This is a genomic window from Micrococcus sp. (genome assembly GCF_030523875.1).
GTDB lineage: Bacteria > Actinomycetota > Actinomycetes > Actinomycetales > Micrococcaceae > Micrococcus.
Map to the genome: position 1 here is coordinate 1 of NZ_JAUNHR010000054.1, position 17,086 is coordinate 17,086.

Below are 17,086 nucleotides of genomic sequence, written 5' to 3' on the forward strand. Positions count from 1 at the left end.
GTTCGGGGTCGCCGGCGTCGTTGCGGGGAGGGCTCAGGCGGAGCGCCGGTCCGTGTCCCAGGCCGCGTCCTCGGTCCACTCCTCGTCCCCGGTCCAGCCGTCCTCCCACAGCAGGGCGGGCTCGGAGGAGCGGGACCCGGGGGCGTCGGCGTCGGGGAGGACGACCTCGGCGTCGGCGTCCCAGTCCAGGGCCGTCTGGCCCGGCAGCTGGACGGGGACGTCAGGCGCCGCGGACGTCGGAGCCGGTGCGGTCTCGGTCCGATGCGCCGGCACCGTCCCGACTGCGGGGGCCTCGGCGGCGATGACCGCCTCAGCGGACGGCTCCGTCGAGGCGGGCGCCGGCTCCTCCACCAGCTCGGCCGCGGTGAGGGCGCGCGGGGTGGCCTCCACGGTGCGGATGTCCGCGAGGGCGGGCAGGCCGGGGTCGGCGTCCTTCAGCTTGCGGGCGGCGGGGAGCACGCGCGACTCCACGTTGCCCACCAGCTTGTTGTAGCCGTCCACGGCGGAGCGCAGGGACCCGCCCATCCGATCCAGGTGGCCGCCGAGGGTGCCGAGCCGCTCGTACAGCTCGCGGGCGCTGGTGACGATGAACTGGGCGTTCTCCGCCAGTCGCTCCTGCCGCCACGCGTAGGCCACGGACTTGAGGGCGGTGAGCAGGGAGACCGGGGCCACGAGGGCCACGTTCTTGGCGAAGGCGTGGTCCAGCAGCTCGCCGTCCGCGTCCAGGGCGGCGGCCAGGAGGGACTCGGCCGGCAGGAAGCACAGGACCAGCTCGGGGGAGCGGTCCAGCGCGGACCAGTACGCCTTCGAGGAGAGGGCGTCCACGTGGCGACGCACGGCGGCGGCGTGCTGACGGGCCAGCGCGGCGCGGCGCTGGGCGGCCTCCTCGCCGGGCTCGTCCGCGAGGGCCTCGGCGGCCAGGGCGTCCCCGATGGGCGCCTTCGCGTCCACCGCGAGGGTCTTGCCGCCGGGCAGGGACACCACGAGGTCCGGCCGCAGGCGCTCGCCCTCCTGCCCGGACAGCGTGGCCTGCTCGGAGAAGTCCACGTGGTGCACCATGCCCGCGGCCTCCACCACGCGGCGCAGCTGCGCCTCGCCCCAGTGCCCGCGGGCGCTCGTGGACTTCAGGGTGGCCATGAGGGAGGCGGTCTGGTTGAGCAGGTCGCGGTCGTTCTCCGCGGCGGTGCGCAGCTGCTCGCCGAGCCGGCCGAACTGCGCGGCGCGGTCCCGCTCCAGCACGCCCACCTGCTCCTGCAGGGTGCTCAGCTGCCGGCCCAGCGGGGCGAGGGTCTCCAGCACGCGGGACTCGGTGCCCGCCCGGCGGGCGTCCTCGGAGCGCTGCTGGGTGAGGGCCCGGGCCTCCGCGCGGGCGCCCGCCAGCTCCTCGCGGACCTGCCCGTGCTCGGCGCGCAGGGTTTCCAGCTCGGCGCGCGCGGCCGCGTCCCCACCGCCGCGGCGCCACATCAGCCAGGCGCCCAGCAGGGCGCCCACCACGAGGCCCAGGGCCAGGGCGATCACGAGGGTCAGTGCATCCATGCCGACCACTGTGACAGGGGAGTGGACGCGTTAAGGGCGCGCCGCGCCGTCGTCGTGCTCCGGAAGACCGCTCCGGTCAGCCGCGGACCTGGCCGAAGAGCGGGTTGTGGCCGTTGGCCACGAGGATCGGCTCGCCCTCGATGCGGCCGGTGAGGTCCGTGCCCGGCACGGCCGGCACGTAGCGGAAGACCAGGCGGGTGGACGTCACGGCGGCGGCGTCGAAGGCCTCCACCACCACGGCCGGGCGCGGGCCCTGCGGGGTCTGGATCTCGCCGTCGAACACGGCGACGGCGCGCTCGGGCGTCGGCTGGATGTCCGCCACCGCCGCGGCGGCCTGCTCCGGGACCAGCTCGGGCAGGGTCCACATGCCCTGCCGGCCCTCGTGGGTCACGGCCAGCACGGTGGGCTCGAATACGGGCTGGCGGGTGAGGGTGTCGAAGACGTGCTCCACGGCCAGCGTGACGAGCGGGAGGATCTCGTGGGTCGGCGGGGTGACGTCGGCGGGGGTCTGATCGGTGCTCACCCGACCGACGCTACCGCGCGGCGGGCGGGTCAGAGCCAGCCGCGATCACGTGCCGTGACGGCGGCAGCCACGCGCGAGGTGGTGCCGGTCTTGCCGATCGCTGCGGACAGGTGGTTGCGCACCGTCCCGGCGGACAGGTGCAGCGCGCCGGCCATGTCCCGTACGGACGCACCGGTCAGGGCGGCACGGAGCACGTCCGCCTCCCGCGGGGTCAGCGGACTGGTGCCGGCGGCCAGCGAGTCCACCGCGAGGGTGGGGTCCACCACCCGCTCCCGGCGCGCCACCCGCCGCACGGCGTCCGCCAGCGCCTCCGCGGGGGTGTCCTTCACCACGAAGCCCTCCGCCCCGGCGGCGAGCGCGCGGCGCAGGTAGCCCGGCCGCCCGAACGTCGTCACCATCACCACGGCGCAGTCCACCCCGCGAGCGCGCAGCTCCTCGAGCGTCTCGATCCCGTCCATGCCTGGCATCTCGATGTCCAGCAGCGCCACGTCCACCCCGTGCTCGACGACGGCGGCCGCCACCTCCGTGCCCGATCCCACCTGGGCCACGACCTCCAGGTCGGGCTCGAGGTCCAGCAGAGCGGCCAGCCCGCCTCGGACCAAGGCCTGGTCGTCGGCCAGCAGCAGCCGCAGCGGGCGGTCGGCGGGGCCGGTCACAGGGTCACCTCCACAAGGGTGCCGGGGCGCTCGCAACCCGGGTGGGCGGGGGCCAGCGCGAGTGCGCCCCCGGCCCGCTCGACGCGGGTCCGCATGCTCGGAATGCCCTGGCCGACGCGGCCGTCCGGCTCGGGGATCCGCCCTGCGCCGGGCCCGACGCCGTCGTCGAGCACGGCGAGCCGGTCCGTCGACACCGTGACGCGCACGGTCCGCGCCGCGGCGTGCCGGAGCACGTTGGTCACCGCTTCGCGGAGGACCCAGGCGTAGAGGTCGGCGGTGGCCCGTGGGAGGCCGGCCACGGCGTCGGGCGAGGGGGCGTCCAGGCGGATCCCGGCGTCGGCGAGCATCCGGCGCGCCCGGGCGAGCTCGGTGACCAGCTCGGGGGCGGCCATCCCGTCCACCGTGCTGCGGACCTCGCCGAGCGCGGTGCGGGTGAGGGCGATGATCTCGTCCGTCTCGGCAGCGGCCCGCGCCGGGTCCACGTCGATCAGGCGGCGCACCAGCTGCGCCTTGACGTGCACGGCGGTGAGCGAGTGCCCGACGACGTCGTGCACGTCCCGCGCCAGCTGCTCCCGCTGCTGGGACAGGGCCAACTCGTGGCGGACCGCCGTCAGCGAGTCCTCGCGGTCCGTGGCCAGACGCACCACCAGGATCACGACGACGGCCACCGCCAGCCCGATCATGCCGGGCAGGCGCGCCGCCGGCGGCAGCAGTAGCGCCGCGGCGGCCAGCCCCACGGCCCCGAGGAGCAGCCCCGCGCGGACGGCCACGCGGCGGGGGTGCGTGAACACCCAGACGGCCGCGATGTACGGCACCGTGTTCACGGCGAACGGCCCACCGACGGCGCCCATGGTGAGGGCCAGGGTTGCCAGCACCGCCGTGTAGAGCAGGGTGGACACGGTCTGGGGGCGGCCGGGCACCGGGTGCGGCACGAGGTACGCGGCGAGGTACACGACGACGAAGGCCGCCGTCGTGGCCACCAGTCCCGCCAGCCGGCCCCAGTCCTGCGCCGCCGCCAGCTCGATGCCGATGAACACCACGGTCGTCAGCAGGAACACGAGCCACACGCCCGCGAAGGCGACGGCGAGCGACCACTCCTCGCGGGGCAGGGTGCGGCGGGCGGCGGGCACGGCGGCCACCTCCTCGGGAGTGGTGCGGACGGGCGGGGCGGTGGAGGGGCGCTGCGCGGTGCCGGTCACCGGCGGGTCCGGCGCCGCAGACCCAGCAGGCACAGGGCCGCGAACACCGCGGTCCAGACGCCGAGGCTCAGCAGCGCGCCCCACAGCGGGTCCGCCGTGTCGCTCGGACCCATGGTGCCCAGGACGGTGCCCTCCAGCTGAGGCCATCGTGCCAGGGTGCCGGCCCCGTACAGCGGCGTGAAGCGCGCGACGTCCAGAATGACGCCGTCGAGCGGGGTGAACAGGTTGCCCAGGAAGCCGAACACCACCAGCAGGCCGGAGGCGGCGGAGACGGCCGCCTCGGAACGGAACAGCAGGGCTGCCGCCAGTCCGTACAGTGCGAACGGGAGCGCGCCGATCAGGATCAGCGCGGCGGTGGCGGACCACCGGCCGGGGCCGTCCAGGTGCGCCCCGACGGCGGCCCCCACCGTCATGACGAGCGCGACCGGCAGCACGGCGATGCCCAGGGCCACGGCGACCTTTCCAAGGATGTAGTCGGATCCGGTCACCGCCGTGAGCGAGAGCTGCCGTCCCCAGCCGAGCTGCCGCTCCACCGCGGCGGAGCCGGCGATCGACGTCGTCGCCGTGACGGCGCCGTAGAGGGCCATGGAGGTCATGGTGGTGGCCATGACGTTGCCGTGGCCCACCTCGATGGCGTTCCAGTCCCCGCTGAGCGTGCCGAACATGAGGAACAGCGCGGTGGGCAGGACGGCAATGAAGAAGACGGACTCGACCAGGCGCAGCTGGCGGATCACGTCCCGCCGGACGAACGCGCCGACGCGGGTGGCGCGGGAGCGGGGCGGGCCGAGGAGGTCGGTCTCGGTGGCGGTGCTCATGCGGAGGCTCCTTCGGCGGTGGCGGTGGCGGTCGGGGTGGCGGTGAGGTCGAGGAAGACGCGGTCCAGGGAGGCCTGGTTCACGGCGAGGTCGGCGCCCAGACCGCGGGTCAGCAGGTCCGCGACCAGCCGGTCCGAGGTCTCGGCGGTCCCGGGGAACGTGAACGTGACGCGGTCACCGGAGCGGGCGACGGCGTCGTCGGGCAGACCGTGCTCCACGGCGAGGATCTCCGGCGAGGAGGGGGAGGTCCACGTGCACTCGACCGTGCGGGGTGCGGAGGCGGTGAGCTCGCGGACGGTGCCGTCCGCGTGGACCCGGCCGCGGTCCAGCAGCACGATCCGGTCCGCGAAGTCGGCCGCCTCCTCGAGGTAGTGGGTGGCGAACACCACGGTGCGGCCGCGCGCGGCCTCGGCGTGCATGGTCCGCCAGAACGACGCGCGGGCGGCCACGTCCATGCCCGCGGTGGGCTCGTCGAGGATGAGCAGCTGCGGGTCGGTCAGCAGGGCCAGGCCGAAGCGCAGGCGCTGGCGCTCGCCTCCGGAGCACTTCTTCACCTTCCGAGACGAGATCCGTTCGAGGTCCGCGCGAGCCAGGACGTCCGCCACGGGCAGGTGGCGGCGGTGGCAGGCGGCCACGAAGGCGACCGACTGGCCGACCGTGAGGTCCTCGAGGAGGCCCCCAGACTGCAGGACGGCGCCGACGAGGCCGTGCGTCACCGCGTTGCGCGGGACCTGGCCGGCCACCTCGATGCTGCCGGAGGTCGGGTCCGTGAACCCCAGGACCATGTCCAGCAGCGTGGTCTTGCCGGCTCCGTTGGGGCCGAGCAGGGCCAGGACCTGGCCCCGGGGGACCGTGAGGTCCACGCCGTCCACGGCGCGGACCGTGCCGAAGTGGCGGTGGACCCCGGACGCGCGGATGGCGGGGGCGTTGTCAGGGTGTGGCGGGGTGGGCGAGGAGGGCGAATGCGGGGCGACCGCGTGCCCGGCGGGTGGTGTGCTCATGCCTCCAGCCTGCGCGGCGAGGGCCGTGGGCGGATGCGGCAGACGTCAGGAGTCCGGCATGACGGATGTCATGGGTGGGCCGCCGTGCCGCCCCACCCGCCGTCCGCCCCTGTCACAGCTCCCTCGCACCGGCCTAGCCTGGCGGGCATGAAGCTCACCATCGCCCCCGGGGACATCACCCGCACGCAGGCCGACGCGATCGTCAACGCCGCCAACTCCACGCTGCTCGGCGGCGGGGGAGTGGACGGCGCCATCCACCGCCGCGGCGGCAAGCAGATCCTCGCCGAGTGCAAGGAGCTCCGCGCCGGCGAGTACAAGGACGGGCTGCCGCAGGGCCAGGCCGTCGCCACCACCGCCGGGGAGCTGCCCGCCCGCTGGGTGATCCACACGGTGGGTCCGGTGTGGGCCAAGACCAAGGACAAGTCGGACATCCTCGCCTCCTGCTACCGCGAGTCGCTGCGGGTGGCGCACCGGCTGGGGGCCGCCACGGTGGCGTTCCCTGCAATCTCCGCCGGCGTGTACGGCTGGCCGATGGACGACGCGGCACGCATCGCCGTCGAGACGTCCCACGCCATGGCCGAGGAGGTGGGGGACGTGGTCACCGAGGTGATCTTCGTGCCCTACGGCGAGCGGGCCGAGCAGGCCTTCCGGGCCGCGCTGGAGAAAGTTGAGCGCGACTGACTCACCTTTGTGGAATACACTCGTTGCGGACCGTGTTGCATCGGTCAGATGGCCGTCCGGCAGGTGGGCGGCCGCCGATCCGAAGGAGAACCACCATGGCTCGTACCCCCGTCGACCCGTTCCGTGAGATGGAGCGCCTGATGAACGGCATCACCCGCGCCGCCGGCACCACCTCCATGCCCCTGAACCTCTACCGCGAGGGCGACGTCTTCACCGCCGAGATCGAGCTGCCGGGCGTGGACCCGTCCTCGATCGACGTGGACGTGGAGGAGCGCACCCTCACCGTTCGCGCCGAGCGCAAGGAGCAGTCCGCCGCGGAGGGTCGCCAGTGGCTCACCCGGGAGCGCTCCGCCGGCACCTTCGCCCGCCAGCTGACCCTCGGCCAGGGCCTCGCGCTGGACAAGATCGCGGCCGACTACCGCGACGGCGTGCTGGTGCTGTCCATCCCGGTGGCCGAGCAGGCCAAGCCGCGCAAGATCCAGGTGAACGTGGGCGGCGCCGCCTCCGGCACCGTGGCGGGCCAGGAGGTCACCCGCGAGGACGTGGCCCAGCCCGCGCAGGGCGAGGTCACCGAGTCCTGACCTGACTCCCGACGACGGCGCCGCACCTCCGCCTGGAGGTGCGGCGCCGTTCGCGCATCCGGGCGCCCGGCTAGAGTGGCTCCGTGGCTTTGACTATCGGATTCGTGGGACTGCCCAATGTCGGCAAGTCGACCCTGTTCAACGCGCTGACGCGCCAGACCGTGCTCGCGGCGAACTACCCGTTCGCGACGATCGAGCCGAACGTGGGCGTGGTGAACCTGCCGGACGAGCGGCTGCCCCAGCTGGCCGAGATCTTCGGCTCCGAGCGCATCCTGCCGGCCACGGTGTCCTTCGTGGACATCGCCGGCATCGTGAAGGGCGCCTCCGAGGGGGAGGGCCTGGGCAACCAGTTCCTGGCGAACATCCGTGAGGCCCACGCGATCGCCCAGGTGGTGCGCGCGTTCGACGACGGCGACGTGGTCCACGTGGACGGCACGGTGGACCCGGCCTCGGACATGGAGACCATCAACACCGAGCTGATCATCGCGGACATGCAGACGGTGGAGAAGGCGCTGCCGCGCTGGCAGAAGGAGGTCACGGGCAAGAAGCGCGAGACCGCGGACGTGACCGCCCTGCAGGCCGCGCAGGCCGTGCTCGAGCGCGGCGACACCATCTACTCGTCCATCCAGAAGGACAAGCTGGAGATGGATCGGCTCAAGGAGCTGAGCCTGCTCACCGCCAAGCCGTTCATCTACGTGTTCAACTCGGACGACGGCGTGCTGGGGGACGAGGCCAGACAGCAGGAGCTGCGGGACCTGGTGGCCCCTGCCCAGGCCGTGTTCCTGGACGCCAAGCTGGAGTCCGACCTCGTGGAGCTCTCCGAGGAGGAGGCCCGCGAGATGCTGGAGATGTCCGGCCAGGAGGAATCCGGTCTGGACAAGCTGGCGCGGGTGGGATTCTCCACCCTTGGCCTGCAGACCTACCTGACCGCCGGGCCGAAGGAGACGCGCGCCTGGACCATCCCGGTGGGGGCGACGGCGCCCGAGGCCGCCGGCGTGATCCACACCGACTTCCAGCGCGGCTTCATCAAGGCGGAGATCGTGTCTTTCGATGATCTGGTGGCGGCTGGATCGATGGCCGATGCCAAGGCGGCCGGCAAGGTGCGCATGGAGGGCAAGGACTACGTCATGCAGGACGGCGACGTGGTGGAGTTTAGGTTCAACGTGTAAGCGCGAAGTAAACGTATCGGGATAGGGGTGCGCTGTGTCGATTATCAAGAGCTACGGAGAATTCTGGAATCCAGACGCGGTGGACTGGGGTGGAAAAAGCCTGATCGGTACCTGGCGTGAAAATGGGTCAGAGTGGAAAAACAACTTCTGGTCAGCCAAAGGGATCTATGTTCTCTATGCCGACTTTAAACCGATTTATGTAGGCCAAGCCCATGCTCAAAGCTCCGGAGTGGGGAAGCGACTCGCGGACCACTTGACTGACAGACTTATTGCCAGGTGGGACATGTTTTCATGGTACTCTCTTGCGAAGCCTAGCCGGTCATCCGATACGCCCAATCTTGCTGGCGGGCGGCATTTAAAGACCGATGAAATGGTCGACACCCTGGAGGCGATTGCAATCTTGATTGCAGACCCTCCTCTGAATCGGAAACGAGAAAGTCTAAAGGGTGCCCTTGAAGTGCAACAAGTTGGGGGCAAGGTTCGCACCATCCGCTCATATCTACAGGAATTGGTCGACCGCCCCTAATCTGTCCGTGGGTGTATGAAGAGCCTTGCTCCACTAACTTGCTATAGGGGTTTAGCCCGGGGCGTCGCTCCCAGAATAAATCGAACGCGTCTACTTTAAAAGCTCAGGCCGTCTCAGAGAAATTTTGAGAACTCGCTTTCCAGCGGAACATTATCAGGCGGGATGCCACACTGGTCCCCCATCGGAGGTCCTCCGTTGTCGGCATCGAGTTCCTGGCGCCCCGGCCGTGCGCCGTGTCGTTTCGGACTTTTCGGATTCGTGCCAATACGTCCCACTCTGCCTCGGTGACGGGCGTGCCATCCTCCTCAGCCTGGCGACGCACACGGGCGAAAAGTGAGCTCTGATTCGCCTGACGCATAGCCTGTTTCAGACGGGTCTTTACACTTTCGCTGTCGGGCAGCGTCGATATGAAAGACTCTACATCTTTCCGCGCTGCTTTAGGCACAATCGGTGGCATATGGACTTCGGATGAGTAAAATTCCAGCGCCGTCGAAAGTGAATGGCAGCGTTCGACGAATGTGCGGGATTCATCAGTTGCGTCCATAAGTGCAGTGACGGAGTAGTTGATGGCCGCCTTGGACGTCGTAGCAAGCGAGCCTTGCCACCGGTGGGCCTGTAAACCTATGTCGATTGGTGGCTGAGATTGGATGCCTGTGTCGTGAATCCAATATCTGGGGTTTTCTAACCCGCTATTGTAAATTACGGGTAAGATTCTCGCGTGCGCCCTCAATTGGGATCGGTGAAAATCCATAAACCGGTTATCGAATCTGTGGGAGTAGCCGTAGGCGACGCAAGCATGCAAGGATGCAATGCTGAAGCTGACCTGTCTCATTCCCTCCGCGTCTGCGTCTCCTAGGCCTTCTGCTCGGACAAATATCCTCGCTCGCGCTGTTGGCTGGCCCCATAGTCGCATGACCTGCTGTCGGATCGGCTGAAATGGACCGTAAGTGCTCTCGTCGTCCGGGTCGATTGGTATGAACTCTACGTCCATCCATTCCTGAATATGAGAAATCGAAATTCCTGCTACAAGAGTCTCAAAATGGAATGTCTCCATCGCGGGTTTCTCGTACCCTTCGATGTGCAGAGGAAGCTCAACCTGCTCACAGAGTAAGTGGACGGCTTCGAGCTCTGCGCCTGAAGAGGTTGCGAAGATACCCGATTGAGACTCCTCCAGTGGCAGGCCGCCGCCTGCCACTATTTCGATGACACCGTTTCCCAATGACGCCGTGCTGACGTTCCCAGTCATTATGACATGGTCTTTATTGTCGCCTCCAGGGAAAATCTGTGTTACTAAGATCTGGAGGCGACTTGAAAAATCAATAGGATCAATGCCGGAAGAGGTAATTAATGTGGCCTCGGGTAGGCTTCCCTCTGCATTGTTTGTTTCACCAGATTTTAGGCATCGTTTCTCACCCCCGAGGTCCATGGACATGCTCAGTTCGGGCAATTCCTCCGACACATTTGCCCCCTTGTCTAGGAATAGTGGTCTGAATAATATCTTTTTATGCCTGTCCCCACGAGGTGTTCAGAATAGCGGCCAGGGGAGTGCCGGCGTCAGGCCACTTGGGGGTGGAAAGCGTCTGGCGTGGAGCAGGCGGGCGCAGCGCTCGGCGAGCGCGGCGATCTCCTCCGCGCCAAGCAGCTCCGCGAGCTGTCGGCCCAGCTCGCCATCGTGGCCCACGAGGACTCGGCCGACGCCGTCGCGCTCTTCCTCGCTCAGCTCCTCACCCAGCCACCCCCACAGCACCGTGCGCAGCTTGCTCTCCACATGGAAAGTCAGCCCGTGGTCCACCCCGTGGCGGTGTCCGCCGGGCATGGCGAGGATGTGGGCGCCCTTGCGGTCGGCGTTGTTGACGATCACGTCGAACACGGCCATCCGGCGCAGCGCGGGCGTGTCCTCGTGGGCCAGCACCACGCGTCGCCCGTTCTCGTCCTCACCCTCCAACACGGCCAGCCAGCCCGACGCCGGCACCTCGCCCGCGGGGAACAGGTCCACCGCCTGCTGAGCCGGGTCCTCCTCCTGCCACAGCTGCACCATGCCCTCGCCGAACGGGCCGTCACGCAGCCACGTGCGCGGCACGATGTCCCATCCGAGGGCCTCGGAGACCAGGTACGCGGCCACCTCCCGGCGGGCCAGGGTCCCGGCGGGGAAGTCCCAGAGCGGCGCCTCGCCCGCCACCGGCTTGTAGACCACCACCGTGTCACCAATAGCACCCAAGAACGTGGCGTTGGACGCCGTCGTGATGCGGCCGGTCAGTTTCAGATCACCGCTCGTCAGCTCGGCGCTCATCAGCTCCTCGCTCACCACATCCTCCGCGGTCATCGGAGCTCGGGCGGAGTGCAGTCGTGGCCGTCGGGGTCCATGGGCTGGCCGCAGTCCGAGCAGATCGGTCGGCCGGCGTCCACCACCTCCCGGGTGCGCCGCGTGAATGCGCGGGCGGCGCCGACCGGCATTCGGACCACCACGGCCTCGGACTCCGCCTCGAGGACCTGGTCCACCTCGTCGTCGACGAGCGGGTGCACCTCCACCACCACCTGCGCCGTGGTGGGATCCCAGCCGAGGCCGATCGCGCCGACGCGGAACCGCTCCTGCACCGGGTCCAGCGGATCGGTGTCCACGAGCTCGGCGGGGGAGTCGGCCGGCACGCTGTGCGGGTTGCCCTCCAGGGCCAAGAGCTCGTCGAGGATCTCGTCGATCGTCTCCGCCATGATGGCGGCCTGCTGCTTCTCCAGGGCGACGCTCATGATCCGGGACCCGGCGCGCACCTGTAGGTAGAACGTCCGGGCGCCCGGCCGCCCGATGGTGCCGACGACCACGCGGTCCGGCCAGTCGAACTCATGGACGTGGGCGGGTGACTCGGTCATGCGTCGATCCTAGGTGCGCCCGCGCCGCCGCCCACCGGGGCATCGTCGGACCGGCCGGCCGTAGCGAGCCAGGCGAGGTCCCCGGCGTCGGTGTTCATGGCCCAGACCCGCGGCCGGCTCGGCCCGTAGCTCACGATCGAGACGGACGCCGGCCCCACCTCGATCCGCTGGAACAGGTCCAGGTGCATGCCGAGCGCGTCGGCCAGGACCGCCTTGATGACGTCCCCGTGGCTCACGGCCACCCACGCCGCGCCCGGCCCGTGCTCGGCCTCCACGGCGGCGTCGTGCCGGCGGATCGCCGCCACCGCCCGCGCCTGCATCCCCGCCATGGACTCGCCGCCCGGGAAGACGACGGCGGACGGCTGCGTCTGCACCGTCGCCCACAGGGGCTCGGTGGCCAAGTCGCTGAGCTTCTGGCCTTGCCACGCGCCGTAGTCGCACTCGGTGAGGTCGGCGTCGACCAGCGAGGCCGGCGTCGTCTGCTGGCGCTCGAGGATCGCCTGCGCGGTCTGCGCGCACCGCTCGAGGGGGCTGGCCACCACCGCGGCCACGGGCACGGCCGCGATCCGCTCGCCGGTCCGCGCCGCCTGCTCCCGCCCGAGATCATCGAGGCCGACCCCGGGGGTCCGGCCCGCCAGCAGTCCCGTCGCATTGGCCGTGGTGCGGCCGTGCCGCACGAGAAGTACCGTCGCCATCACTCCAGCCTACTCACGCGGTGGGAGCGGACCCCCTGCGCGGGGTGCATCCTCGGCCGCCTGTCTTGAGGATGGTGCGGGAGATTCGGCTACTGAAGTCTTCCGTACCAGTGAGGACCCCGGGATTCGGCGTCTACGCTGTGCCCATGACGCAGAGCACCGGCGGGGCGATTGGTGAATCCGAGTTCCTCAGTGAGGACGTCGAACCCGTCCACGCGGAGGAGATCCATGACGCTGAAGCCGAGCTCGGCGAGGACATGGGTGCGCCAAAGGACGCCTCGGAGGAGGAGAAGGCGGAGGTCGAGGGTGAACTCGGACGCCTCCGGGGCATCGTTCAGGGGCTGAGTCTTCATGACTTGAAGACGGGGGACTGGTTCCTCACCCTCTTGCGACTCGGGGTGGGGACGCACGCGCGTCAGGTCGACGCTGCGTATTTCCGCAGGAAGTACCCACATCTGTCTCCAGATGCGATCGCCGACGCCCGCATTCAGCTGGCCAGCCGGTACGCCGCGATAGCAGGCGGGCTCACGGCGTCCGCCTACACGGGTGCCCTCGCGGCGACGGCTGGCTCCGGGGGTGCCGCGTCACCCCTCACCATGCCTGCCGCCCTGACCAGCTTCAGCCCCGACCTTGCGTACAGCACACAGACGCAACTCCGTCTCGCCTACGACATGAGCGTCATCTATGGCATTCCTCTAGACATGGATGACTCGGAAGACGTGTGGAAGCTGATCCGTCTCGCCTTCGGAATCCGCGCGGGGGAGGTGGCCTCCAATGCGGCGCTGAAGGGGATGCCCATGGTGGTGCGTCCTCTCGTGAAGAAGATCTTCTCGGGATCCACGTTGAAGGCGGTGAAGAGCATTCCCCAGGTCGGAGGTCTTCTTCTACAGCGGAACATCGTGAAGTTCTCCATTCCGGGGATCAGCATTCCGGTCTCCACAGCCGTGAACTACTGGGCTACGAGAGCGTCGGGCAAGTATGCACAGGGGGTCTTCCGCACCGAGGCGGTCATTATCGAGCGGGCCCGCCGAGTGGCCGCCTCGACGCCGCACCATGCTGCGCTATTGAGGGTTGTCATTCTTGTGACGAGCAGCGACGGGAAGACGTCGGAAGCGGAACGCCTCCTCCTCCACCACCTCAGTCTCGTCGTCGACAACTCGGCGGTTACCGTGGCCGTGCTCGACGAGCAGCGGGAAGCCATCGAGGTGGATGTCCCTGCCGTGTGGGCGGCGGTGGAGGACATCACCGTTGAGGATCGCGCACCTCTTCACGCTGCAGCCGAATGGGCTGCCGGCATCGATGGCAAGATCAAGGGCCCGGCCAAGGAGATCGTTGCTCGCCTGGCCGCCCTGGCGCAGGTCGACGACAGACAGGGGAAAGACGAGCCGGAGGAGCAGTCCGGCGAGACGCTCCGGCAACGGTCAGCGGGGATCGCCAAGCGCAGCATCGGCGCCGTGGGGCGCATCGGTCGGGGTCTGCAGGAGAAGCGGAACGCTCGCACAGTGGCCGAGGCCGAGGCTGACGAGATCGCCCGCCGCAGCTCGTCAGGAGCCGATGCCGAGACGGAGTGACCTCAAGTGTGGTCTTTCGACGCCCGCTTCACGCATGTTCTCGGTGCTGCGTCGAAACCGTCGGCAAGGTCCCCACGGAGGAAAGGGAGCGCGGCATGAAGGACGGCGACGTAGTGGAGTTCCGGTTCAACGTGGGACCCCTCCACAACGGGCGAGCCGAATGAAGCCCACCATCGCAGACTGCGCGCTGGCGGGCTTCTCGCGCGAAAGTCACGCGGCGGAGCGCCTCAGCGGGACGAATCACGGGGCAGGGGAGTCCACCGCAGGGTGAGGCCACCGACGGCGGCCAGCGCCGCGTGGGCGTCGTCGGCGGCGTCCTCCAGCCCGTCCGCCACGTCTTCACCGGCCGAGGTGAGTAGCAGGACCGCGTGGTGGTCCGCGTCGGGCTGCTCGCCCGGGTCGGCGCGCCAGCCGCCCCTGCCTCGCACGCCGTCCTCGTCCCCGGGCAGGGAGGCCAGCCACGCGGCGGCCGCCCGGGCCGCCCCGGGGCCGACGACGTCCAGCCGCAGGGTCGCGGGGGAGCCGTCGTTGCCCGGCGGGGTGCCCCACAGCCAGTCGAGGTCCACCTGCCACGGTTGGGCGCCCGCGGGGCCGCCCGGGGGCGGGGTGTGGCCTCCCGGACCGGCGTCGTCGGTGCGGGCCTGATCGATCCGGCGGTGGGCCCTGGTCATGGCGGCCTCCTGTGCTGGCGGGATGGGGCGATCATAGGCCGGGGGTGACGGAGGCCGTGGTCGCCAGGGGCGATACTCAAGGCGTGAGCGCTCCCCACGGACAGGACACCCCATGACCGCCACCCTCGTCGCCGCACGCCTCGCCGGAGGCCACGGGCATCGCACGCTCTTCGAGGACCTGGACCTGACGGTCGCGCCGGGGGACGTCGTCGGCGTCGTGGGGGCCAACGGGGCGGGCAAGTCCACCCTGCTGCGCATCCTCGGCGGGGACCTGGCCCCGCAGGCCGGCACCGTGTCCCTGGCGCCGTCGGACGCGTTCGTGGGGTGGCTGCCGCAGGAGCACGAGCGCGTGGTCGGCGAGTCCGTGGCCGCGTACCTCGCCCGCCGCACCGGGTGCGCCGCGGCGCAGGCCGAAATGGACGACGCCGCCGAGGTCACCGACGCCGCTGCGGACCGCTACAACACCGCCCTGAACCGCTGGCTCGCCTCCGGCGCCGCGGACCTGGAGGAGCGGGTGCCCGAGGTGCTCGCCGAGCTCGGCCTGGACCTCGCCGGGGACCCGGCCCAGGTGCTCATGACCTCGCTCTCCGGAGGGCAGGCCGCCCGCGTCGGCCTGGCCGCGCTGCTGCTGAGCCGCTTCGACGTCGTGCTCCTGGACGAGCCCACCAACGACCTCGACCTGGACGGCCTCGCTCGCCTCGAGGCGTTCGTGCAGCAGCTGCGCGGCGGCGTCGTGCTCGTCTCCCACGACCGCGAGTTCCTGGCCCGCTGCGTCACCCGCGTGCTGGAGCTGGACCTCGCCCAGCACGCCAACCGCGTGTACGGCGGCGGATACGAGGCCTACCTCGAGGAGCGCGCCACGCTGCGCCGCCAGGCCCGGGAGAAGTACGAGGAGTTCGCGCAGCAGAAGGCGGACCACGTCTCCCGCGCCCGCACCCAGCGCGAGTGGTCCAGTCAGGGCGTGCGCAACGCGCTGCGCAAGGCCCCGGACAACGACAAGATCCGCCGCAAGGCCTCCTCCGAGTCCTCGGAGAAGCAGGCCCAGAAGGTCCGTCAGATGGAGTCCCGCATCGCCCGCCTGGAGGAGGTGGAGGAGCCGCGCAAGGAGTGGCGGCTGGAGTTCACCATCGGCGCGGCGCCGCGCTCGTCGTCGGTGGTGGCCACTCTCAACGACGCCGTCTTCCGCCAGGGCGACTTCACGCTGGGCCCGGTGTCCGTGCAGGTGAACGCGGGGGAGCGGATCGGCATCACCGGCCCGAACGGCGCGGGCAAGTCCACGCTCCTTCGCGGCCTGCTGGGGCGGCAGACCCCCGACGACGGCGCGGCGGCCATGGGTGCGTCCGTCGCCGTCGGGGAGATCGACCAGGCGCGCGGGCAGCTCGAGGGGGAGAGGCCGCTGGCCGAGGCCTTCGAGGCGCTCGTGCCGGAGATGGCCGCCGGGGACGTCCGGACCCTGCTGGCGAAGTTCGGCCTCAAGGCGGACCACGTGATCCGGCCGGTGGGGGAGCTCTCCCCGGGCGAGCGGACCCGCGCGGGCCTGGCCCTGCTGCAGGCCCGCGGCGTCAATGTGCTCGTGCTGGATGAGCCGACCAACCACCTGGACCTCGAGGCCATCGAGCAGCTGGAGCAGGCCCTCGAGTCCTACGACGGCGCGCTGCTGCTCGTTACCCACGACCGCCGCATGCTCGAGTCCGTCCGGCTGGACCGGCGCTGGCACGTGACCGGCGGGCGGGTGGAGGAGCGCTGACGCCCCGGCCGTCGGCTTAAAGCTTGCACGCAACTCGGTTGTGGACGACCATAAGAGCCGAGACCCCTCCGTCGAAAGGACCCCCGCCATGTCCCGCATCCTGATGATCCTCACCTCCCACGACCAGCTGGGCGACACCGGCCGCACGACCGGGTTCTGGCTCGAAGAGTTCGCCGCGCCCTACTACGTCTTCCAGGACGCCGGCCACGAGATCACCCTCGCCTCGCCCCGCGGCGGCCAGCCGCCCATCGACCCGACGAGCTCGCAGCCGGAGATGCAGACCGAGGCCACCCGCCGGTTCGACCAGGACGAGGAGGCCAAGGCCGCCCTGGCCCACACGACGCCCCTGGCCCAGGTGGACGTGGACGGGTTCGACGCCGTCTTCTACCCGGGCGGTCACGGCCCGCTGTGGGACCTGGTGTCCGACGCCGACTCCACGCGGATCATCCTCGACAGCGACGCGGCCGGGCGCCCGCTCGGCCTCGTCTGCCACGCGCCCGGGATTCTGCACCCGATCACCGCGGCCGACGGCACCCCGTTCGTGCGCGGCCGTCAGGTCGCCGGGTTCACCAACGGCGAGGAGGAGGCCGCCCAGCTGACGGACGTCGTCCCGTTCCTCGTCGAGGACTCGCTGATCGCCGCCGGCGCGGACTACCGCAAGGGCCCGGACGGGGAGAGCTTCGTGGTCACGGACGGCACCCTGGTGACCGGCCAGAACCCGGCCTCCTCCGCCGACGCCGCCCGCCGCCTTCTCGACCTGCTCGCGGGCTGACCCAACGCCGAATCGACCGCACCGACCCTGAGGAGACCACCATGAGCACCCCCACCCGCACGCGCGAGATCCACCTCG

The 17,086-nt window shown here is 70.3% G+C and carries 18 protein-coding genes; 7 read left to right on the plus strand and 11 right to left on the minus strand.

What is annotated here, in order from left to right; translation table 11 throughout:
• Window positions 1–33: 33 nt before the first annotated feature.
• From rmuC to Q4D18_RS08035, 6 genes are all read right to left on the minus strand, one after another.
• Window positions 34–1,536: a DNA recombination protein RmuC gene (rmuC, locus tag Q4D18_RS08010; RefSeq protein ID WP_303127142.1), complete on the minus strand. Its 1,503-nt coding sequence runs from the start codon at window positions 1,534–1,536 to the stop codon at window positions 34–36.
• 76 nt (window positions 1,537–1,612) lie between these two features.
• Window positions 1,613–2,059, minus strand: coding sequence for a hypothetical protein (locus Q4D18_RS08015; RefSeq protein ID WP_303127143.1), 447 nt, complete (start codon window positions 2,057–2,059; stop codon window positions 1,613–1,615).
• A 29-nt stretch (window positions 2,060–2,088) separates the two neighbouring features.
• Entirely contained in the window at window positions 2,089–2,715 is a 627-nt protein-coding gene (locus tag Q4D18_RS08020; RefSeq protein WP_303127144.1) for a response regulator transcription factor, read from the minus strand.
• Window positions 2,712–3,914 (minus strand): sensor histidine kinase, encoded by a 1,203-nt coding sequence (locus tag Q4D18_RS08025; protein ID WP_303127145.1) that lies wholly within the window; start codon window positions 3,912–3,914, stop codon window positions 2,712–2,714. The genes Q4D18_RS08020 and Q4D18_RS08025 overlap by 4 nt, the downstream gene beginning before the upstream one ends.
• Window positions 3,911–4,729 carry an ABC transporter permease gene (locus Q4D18_RS08030; RefSeq protein WP_303127147.1) on the minus strand — a complete coding sequence of 273 codons (819 nt, stop codon included), beginning with the start codon at window positions 4,727–4,729 and terminating at the stop codon, window positions 3,911–3,913. Before Q4D18_RS08030 ends, Q4D18_RS08025 begins: the two co-directional genes overlap by 4 nt.
• Window positions 4,726–5,730 carry an ABC transporter ATP-binding protein gene (locus Q4D18_RS08035; protein WP_303127149.1) on the minus strand — a complete coding sequence of 335 codons (1,005 nt, stop codon included), beginning with the start codon at window positions 5,728–5,730 and terminating at the stop codon, window positions 4,726–4,728. The genes Q4D18_RS08030 and Q4D18_RS08035 overlap by 4 nt, the downstream gene beginning before the upstream one ends.
• Before the next feature lie 147 nt (window positions 5,731–5,877).
• On the opposite strand from Q4D18_RS08035, the gene Q4D18_RS08040 reads away from it, so the two are divergent.
• The 4 genes from Q4D18_RS08040 (at window position 5,878) to Q4D18_RS08055 (ending at window position 8,687) form a co-directional block, all read left to right on the plus strand.
• Window positions 5,878–6,411 (plus strand): O-acetyl-ADP-ribose deacetylase, encoded by a 534-nt coding sequence (locus Q4D18_RS08040; protein ID WP_303127151.1) that lies wholly within the window; start codon window positions 5,878–5,880, stop codon window positions 6,409–6,411.
• A gap of 95 nt (window positions 6,412–6,506) precedes the next feature.
• Complete coding sequence (locus Q4D18_RS08045) at window positions 6,507–6,992, plus strand: Hsp20/alpha crystallin family protein (protein WP_303127153.1); 486 nt, start codon at window positions 6,507–6,509, stop codon at window positions 6,990–6,992.
• An 83-nt stretch (window positions 6,993–7,075) separates the two neighbouring features.
• The gene (gene ychF / locus Q4D18_RS08050) at window positions 7,076–8,161 is read left to right on the plus strand and encodes a redox-regulated ATPase YchF (protein ID WP_303127155.1); all 1,086 of its coding nucleotides are present in this window, start codon (window positions 7,076–7,078) and stop codon (window positions 8,159–8,161) included.
• Between the two features lie 34 nt (window positions 8,162–8,195).
• Entirely contained in the window at window positions 8,196–8,687 is a 492-nt protein-coding gene (locus tag Q4D18_RS08055) for a GIY-YIG nuclease family protein (RefSeq protein ID WP_303127157.1), read from the plus strand.
• A 103-nt stretch (window positions 8,688–8,790) separates the two neighbouring features.
• On the opposite strand, the gene Q4D18_RS08060 is transcribed toward Q4D18_RS08055, so the two are convergent.
• From Q4D18_RS08060 to Q4D18_RS08075, 4 genes are all read right to left on the minus strand, one after another.
• On the minus strand, window positions 8,791–10,146 hold the full coding sequence (locus Q4D18_RS08060) for a hypothetical protein (RefSeq protein ID WP_303127159.1): 1,356 nt from the start codon (window positions 10,144–10,146) through the stop codon (window positions 8,791–8,793).
• Between the two features lie 66 nt (window positions 10,147–10,212).
• Window positions 10,213–11,010 (minus strand): SCO1664 family protein, encoded by a 798-nt coding sequence (locus tag Q4D18_RS08065; protein WP_303127161.1) that lies wholly within the window; start codon window positions 11,008–11,010, stop codon window positions 10,213–10,215.
• Window positions 11,007–11,552, minus strand: coding sequence for a DUF3090 domain-containing protein (locus tag Q4D18_RS08070; protein WP_303127163.1), 546 nt, complete (start codon window positions 11,550–11,552; stop codon window positions 11,007–11,009). The genes Q4D18_RS08065 and Q4D18_RS08070 overlap by 4 nt, the downstream gene beginning before the upstream one ends.
• Window positions 11,549–12,247: a histidine phosphatase family protein gene (locus Q4D18_RS08075; RefSeq protein ID WP_303127165.1), complete on the minus strand. Its 699-nt coding sequence runs from the start codon at window positions 12,245–12,247 to the stop codon at window positions 11,549–11,551. Before Q4D18_RS08075 ends, Q4D18_RS08070 begins: the two co-directional genes overlap by 4 nt.
• Window positions 12,248–12,393: 146 nt before the next feature.
• Between Q4D18_RS08075 and Q4D18_RS08080 the strand changes: the two genes are divergently transcribed.
• Window positions 12,394–13,818, plus strand: coding sequence for a hypothetical protein (locus Q4D18_RS08080; RefSeq protein WP_303127167.1), 1,425 nt, complete (start codon window positions 12,394–12,396; stop codon window positions 13,816–13,818).
• A 227-nt stretch (window positions 13,819–14,045) separates the two neighbouring features.
• Here the strand turns inward: Q4D18_RS08080 and Q4D18_RS08085 are convergent, their stop codons facing one another.
• Entirely contained in the window at window positions 14,046–14,489 is a 444-nt protein-coding gene (locus Q4D18_RS08085; RefSeq protein WP_303127168.1) for a hypothetical protein, read from the minus strand.
• A 112-nt stretch (window positions 14,490–14,601) separates the two neighbouring features.
• Here Q4D18_RS08085 and Q4D18_RS08090 point away from each other — a divergent pair, with 112 nt between their 5' ends.
• Window positions 14,602–16,236: an ABC-F family ATP-binding cassette domain-containing protein gene (locus Q4D18_RS08090; RefSeq protein ID WP_303127170.1), complete on the plus strand. Its 1,635-nt coding sequence runs from the start codon at window positions 14,602–14,604 to the stop codon at window positions 16,234–16,236.
• Window positions 16,237–16,324: 88 nt separating this feature from the next.
• Window positions 16,325–17,008, plus strand: a complete 684-nt coding sequence (locus Q4D18_RS08095; protein WP_303127172.1) for a type 1 glutamine amidotransferase domain-containing protein — start codon at window positions 16,325–16,327, stop codon at window positions 17,006–17,008.
• The last annotated feature ends 78 nt before the right edge of the window (window positions 17,009–17,086 follow it).

What these genes read in the sequence shown, in the direction of transcription:
- rmuC (WP_303127142.1), bottom strand. Translation starts at nt 1,536, where the DNA reads ATGGATGCACTGACCCTCGTGATCGCCCTGGCCCTGGGCCTCGTGGTG.
- Q4D18_RS08065 (WP_303127161.1), bottom strand. Translation starts at nt 11,010, where the DNA reads ATGACCGCGGAGGATGTGGTGAGCGAGGAGCTGATGAGCGCCGAGCTG.
- Q4D18_RS08080 (WP_303127167.1), top strand. Translation starts at nt 12,394, where the DNA reads ATGACGCAGAGCACCGGCGGGGCGATTGGTGAATCCGAGTTCCTCAGT.
- Q4D18_RS08035 (WP_303127149.1), bottom strand. Translation starts at nt 5,730, where the DNA reads ATGAGCACACCACCCGCCGGGCACGCGGTCGCCCCGCATTCGCCCTCC.
- Q4D18_RS08095 (WP_303127172.1), top strand. Translation starts at nt 16,325, where the DNA reads ATGTCCCGCATCCTGATGATCCTCACCTCCCACGACCAGCTGGGCGAC.
- Q4D18_RS08075 (WP_303127165.1), bottom strand. Translation starts at nt 12,247, where the DNA reads ATGGCGACGGTACTTCTCGTGCGGCACGGCCGCACCACGGCCAATGCG.
- Q4D18_RS08090 (WP_303127170.1), top strand. Translation starts at nt 14,602, where the DNA reads ATGACCGCCACCCTCGTCGCCGCACGCCTCGCCGGAGGCCACGGGCAT.
- Q4D18_RS08085 (WP_303127168.1), bottom strand. Translation starts at nt 14,489, where the DNA reads ATGACCAGGGCCCACCGCCGGATCGATCAGGCCCGCACCGACGACGCC.
- Q4D18_RS08030 (WP_303127147.1), bottom strand. Translation starts at nt 4,729, where the DNA reads ATGAGCACCGCCACCGAGACCGACCTCCTCGGCCCGCCCCGCTCCCGC.
- Q4D18_RS08040 (WP_303127151.1), top strand. Translation starts at nt 5,878, where the DNA reads ATGAAGCTCACCATCGCCCCCGGGGACATCACCCGCACGCAGGCCGAC.
- Q4D18_RS08070 (WP_303127163.1), bottom strand. Translation starts at nt 11,552, where the DNA reads ATGACCGAGTCACCCGCCCACGTCCATGAGTTCGACTGGCCGGACCGC.
- Q4D18_RS08045 (WP_303127153.1), top strand. Translation starts at nt 6,507, where the DNA reads ATGGCTCGTACCCCCGTCGACCCGTTCCGTGAGATGGAGCGCCTGATG.